Origin of the sequence: Arthrobacter sp. SO3 (genome assembly GCF_020532825.1) — a bacterium.
Classification (GTDB): domain Bacteria; phylum Actinomycetota; class Actinomycetes; order Actinomycetales; family Micrococcaceae; genus Arthrobacter.
The window spans coordinates 2,623-7,122 of record NZ_MQTS01000239.1 but is presented as its reverse complement, the minus strand read 5'-3'; the positions used below and the strand labels follow the sequence as shown (position 1 = coordinate 7,122).

General features: G+C 66.8%; 3 protein-coding genes and 1 pseudogene. 1 reads left to right on the top strand and 3 read right to left on the bottom strand.

Annotated features, from left to right (window positions below; genetic code table 11):
- Positions 1-76: 76 nt before the first annotated feature.
- Complete coding sequence (locus BJQ90_RS20410; RefSeq protein WP_226762010.1) at positions 77-1,081, bottom strand: trypsin-like serine peptidase; 1,005 nt, start codon at positions 1,079-1,081, stop codon at positions 77-79.
- A 245-nt stretch (positions 1,082-1,326) separates the two neighbouring features.
- Between BJQ90_RS20410 and BJQ90_RS20405 the strand changes: the two genes are divergently transcribed.
- A complete protein-coding gene (locus tag BJQ90_RS20405) occupies positions 1,327-3,546 on the top strand; it encodes an NADP-dependent isocitrate dehydrogenase (RefSeq protein ID WP_226762009.1) in 2,220 nt (739 codons plus the stop codon).
- Between the two features lie 157 nt (positions 3,547-3,703).
- Here the strand turns inward: BJQ90_RS20405 and BJQ90_RS20400 are convergent, their stop codons facing one another.
- Complete coding sequence (locus BJQ90_RS20400) at positions 3,704-4,213, bottom strand: mucin-associated surface protein (RefSeq protein WP_226762008.1); 510 nt, start codon at positions 4,211-4,213, stop codon at positions 3,704-3,706.
- Positions 4,210-4,500: pseudogene (locus BJQ90_RS20395) on the bottom strand (serine/threonine protein kinase); the annotation flags it as partial. The gene BJQ90_RS20400 and the pseudogene BJQ90_RS20395, both read right to left, overlap by 4 nt.

The following is a 4,500-nucleotide window of genomic DNA, read 5'->3' as shown; positions in this document are numbered from 1 at the left end:
TCGGTGTGTGTGGTAACCACCAACCTAAGAGGTCTTCACCCTTTCACCGTGTAACCAACGTCCTGGCTGAGTACAGCTAGGCGGCGGCCGCCGCGGTGGCGTAGGCCTGCTGGATGACGGAGCCCCAGTACGGGCCGTACATCGTGGTGGACTTGCTGCCGTAGCCGTAGCTGTTGATCGAGTTCTGGTAGCCGGTGGAGCTCGAACCGATGAACCACGGGCCGCCCGAGGAGCCGCCGGTCATGTTGCAGGGAATGCCCTGGGTGTTGAACTGCGGGTTGTACGGGTCGTTCGTGGCCGTGCCGCTGCAGCTCTTCAGGGACTCGCCGTTGAAGGGTGCCGCCGCCGGGTAGCCGAAGGACTTGTAGCTCAGGCCGCGGGCGGCGTTGAACTGCACGCCCGAGCCGCCGACAACGTCCGCAAGCTTCTGGCCGTTGAGCGTGTTAATAACCGCGAAACCGGTGTCGTAGGTCATGTCACCGCCGGAGCTCCACTGGGTCGGGGCGTAGAGGGCCTTGGCCGTCCACATCCCGTAGGGCGCGGAACCGTTGAGGTAGGCCGGGACGAAAGTGAACTTGGTGGCGAAGGCGCCGGGGCCCTCGTTGACGCAGTGCCCGGCCGTGGAGACGGTGCTCTTGTTGGTGGCGGAGACCGAGTTGCCCGAGCACACGTAGTTGGTGCCGCCGAGCGTGAAGAAGACCTTGCCGATGTGTTTGACCGGGGTCTCGCTCGCGTTCGCCTTGGTCTGGACTTGCTTCGCCTGCAGGCTGGGCGCCAGGGCCTCGACGGTGCTCGGCGCTGCCGCTTCCGCCGGGCGGTTCAGCGCGGCCGTGGAGTTGGCGCTCCTCTGTTTGGCCTTGTCGGCCAGGACGTCCCCGGGGATGGCGTTGCGCATCCGCTCGGCCGTCCAGTACTCGGCGCCGCCGGTCTCGAGGACGGTATGGCTGCTGACCCCCGACGTTTCCGCCGGGGTATTGCCGGGTGCCGGGGCCGCACTTGCTGCGCCCGCAGCGCTCAGGGCCAGCAGTGCCGCTGCCGAAAGGCTGAGTAGGCTGGTGGCCAGAGTCTTGGGTGTTCTCATGGTGTCCTAACCGGTGGAAAACGGGACGGCCCGGTGGTGGCCGCCGTGATGGGAACGAAACTACGGGACTTTGACCAATCTGTAAAGCATTTTGTCAATTCTTGTCACAGCATGTTGCCGGCGTCACGGAGGTCACACCATACGACGCCGGTAGGCGGCAACCCGGCTCCCTCGGGTAGGTTAGGGGTGTTGAAATGGCAAAAAAATTCCGGAAATACCCAGACCTTCAGGGAGACGCCCGAGCAATGGCAAAGATTATCTATACCCACACCGACGAAGCGCCGATGCTGGCCACCTATTCGTTCTTGCCGATTGTCGAAGCCTTCGCTTCGACGGCCGGTGTGGAAGTGGAGACCCGCGACATTTCGCTGGCCGGCCGTATCATCGCCGCATTCGGCGACTACCTCACCGAAGAGCAGCGCGTCAGCGACGCCTTGGCTGAACTTGGCGCACTCGTCAAGAAGCCCGAAGCCAACATCATCAAGCTGCCAAACATCAGCGCCTCCACGCCGCAGCTGAAGGCTGCCATCGCGGAGCTCCAGGGCCAGGGCTACGCCCTCCCGGACTACCCGGACAACCCCTCCTCGGACGAGGAGACGGACATCCGCTCCCGCTACGACAAGATCAAGGGTTCCGCCGTGAACCCGGTACTGCGTGAAGGCAACTCGGACCGCCGCGCACCGCTCTCGGTCAAAGCCTACGCCCGCCAGAACCCGCACAGCATGGGCGCTTGGACCCCCGAGTCCAAGACCAACGTCGCCACGATGGACTCCGACGACTTCCGCGCCAACGAGAAGTCCGTCGTCATCAAGGCCGATGGGAACATCAAGATCCAGCTGGTCAAGGAAGACGGCACGGTCAAGATCCTCAAGCGGGCCTTCCCCGTCCTTGCCGGCGAGGTCATCGACGGCACCGTGATGCGCGCCGCCGCCCTGGACACTTTCCTCGCCGCACAGGTTGCCCGCGCAAAGGAAGAGGGCGTGCTGTTCTCCGCCCACCTCAAGGCCACCATGATGAAGGTCTCGGACCCGATCATCTTCGGCCACGTCGTCAAGGCGTACTTCTCCGAGCTCTTCGACAAGTACGGCGCCCAGATCGCCGCCGCCGGCCTGAGCCCGAACAACGGCCTCGCCTCCATCCTCAACGGCCTTGAGGACCTCCCCGAGGAAATCCGCGGCGACGTCGAGGCAGCCATCAAGCAGGGACTGAACGACGGCCCCGAACTGGCCATGGTCGATTCGGACAAGGGCATCACCAACCTGCACGTACCGTCCGATGTGATCGTGGACGCCTCCATGCCGGCCATGATCCGCAGCTCCGGCCACATGTGGGGCCGCGACGGCCAGGAGGCCGACACGCTCGCCGTGCTGCCGGACAGCAGCTACGCCGGCATCTACCAGGTCGTCATCGACGACTGCCGCGCCCACGGCGCCTTCGACCCGACCACCATGGGCACCGTCCCGAACGTCGGCCTGATGGCCCAGGCCGCCGAGGAATACGGCAGCCACGACAAGACCTTCGAGATCCAGTCGGCCGGCACCGTGCAGGTCGTCGACGACGCCGGCACCGTGCTGATCGCGCACCAGGTTGCCCCGGGGGACATCTGGCGCGCCTGCCAGACCAAGGACGTGCCGATCCGCGACTGGGTCAAGCTGGCCGTCACCCGCGCCCGGGCCTCTGCCATGCCGGCCATCTTCTGGCTGGACAAGGGCCGCGCCCACGACGCCCAGATGATCGCCAAGGTCCAGGAATACCTCAAGGACTACGACACCGAGGGCCTCCAGATCGAAATCATGTCCCCGGACGAAGCGACGGCGTTCACCCTGGAGCGCATCCGCAAGGGCGAGGACACCATCTCGGTGACCGGCAACGTGCTGCGCGACTACCTCACGGATCTGTTCCCGATCCTGGAACTGGGCACCAGCGCCAAGATGCTCTCCGTGGTCCCGCTGATCAACGGCGGCGGCCTCTTCGAAACCGGCGCCGGCGGCTCCGCCCCGAAGCACGTCCAGCAGTTGCTCAAGGAAAACCACCTGCGCTGGGACAGCCTCGGTGAGTTCCTGGCCCTGGCCGTCAGCTTTGAGCACCTCGCCACCTCCACGGGCAACGCCCGCGCGCAGATCCTTGCCGACACCCTGGACCGCGCCACCGGCACCTTCCTGCTGGAGAACAAGTCCCCGAAGCGCAAGGCCGGCGAACTGGACAACCGCGGCAGCCACTTCTACCTGGCCAAGTTCTGGGCCCAGGAACTGTCCCGCCAGACCGACGACGCCGAGCTGGCCGCGGCTTTCGCTGCCGTCTCCGGTGCGCTGGATTCCGCTGAGGCGACCATCATCGGCGAACTTCTCGCCGTCCAGGGCTCCCCGGTGGACCTCGGCGGATACTACCGCCCGGACGAAGCCAAGGTCACCGCAGCGATGCGGCCCTCGGCGAAGTTCAGCGAAGTGCTGTCCATGCTGAGCTAGTTCCGCTGAGCCGGCGTCCTGCCGGCAGTGCTTGGCCCCGAACAGCGTTACGCCGAACGGCGCACCGGAGATTTCCGGTGCGCCGTTCGGCGTTTTTTCTGTCGGAGATGTTCCGGCTTAGGGATCGTCCTGGCGGGTGTTGTGGATCGGCACGGCCTCAGCCTTTGCCCTTGCCCTTAGGTTTGGTCTTGCCGCTGTCGGCCGGCGGTGCGGGTGCGACGGCGGGCGGGGGAGCTGCTGCCGCGGCGGCGGCTTCGGCCTGGGCTGCGGCTGCCGCGGCGGCCTGTGCTGCCGCTTCCTGTTCGGCCGCAACCCGGGCGGCTTCGGCCTGCTGGGCGTTGAGGTCCGCGCGGACGGCGTCGACGGTCTTCCTGATGCTCTGGTGCCGCTTGAAGGACACCCCGCCCCGGGCAGCCGCTTCGTCCAGTTTCACTACGAGCTCGTCGAGGTGCTTCAGCGACGCGGCCGGATCATTGGCCGCGGCAGCCTCGGTCACGGAAAGGACCTGGGCCTGAAGTTCCCGGGCGGCAGCGCGGTCCAGCTCCGGAGCCGCGGCGCAGCCGGCCAGGGTGCCGGTGAGCAGCACCGTGCCGAGGAGCCAGCCGGCGAGGATCCGATGGGGGCTGCCAGGTGCCGGACCGGGCGAGGGACGGGTTGTTCGGCTCATGGTTCCACGCTTTTCTGTAGCTCCTGCAGGTGGATGCCAACGTCCCCGGTCACCGCCGGGTAGGGAGCGACGGCGGGTGGTTCCGGGGTTGCGAGGGCGACGGCGGCTGTGACGGCACCCGTCACGACCGCCAGCAGCGCGAGGGACAGCAGGATCCGGGTCCGGCGGCGGGCCCGCCGGAAGCGCGACGCGGCCCGAGGCAGTAGGGGGCCGCGGTCTGCCTGCGGAGAGGTGGCCGCGTCGGGGTCCAGGACAGGCAGCGCCCGCGTCACGTTGTTCAAGCTGCC

What these genes read in the sequence shown, in the direction of transcription:
- BJQ90_RS20410 (WP_226762010.1), bottom strand. Translation starts at nt 1,081, where the DNA reads ATGAGAACACCCAAGACTCTGGCCACCAGCCTACTCAGCCTTTCGGCA.
- BJQ90_RS20405 (WP_226762009.1), top strand. Translation starts at nt 1,327, where the DNA reads ATGGCAAAGATTATCTATACCCACACCGACGAAGCGCCGATGCTGGCC.
- BJQ90_RS20400 (WP_226762008.1), bottom strand. Translation starts at nt 4,213, where the DNA reads ATGAGCCGAACAACCCGTCCCTCGCCCGGTCCGGCACCTGGCAGCCCC.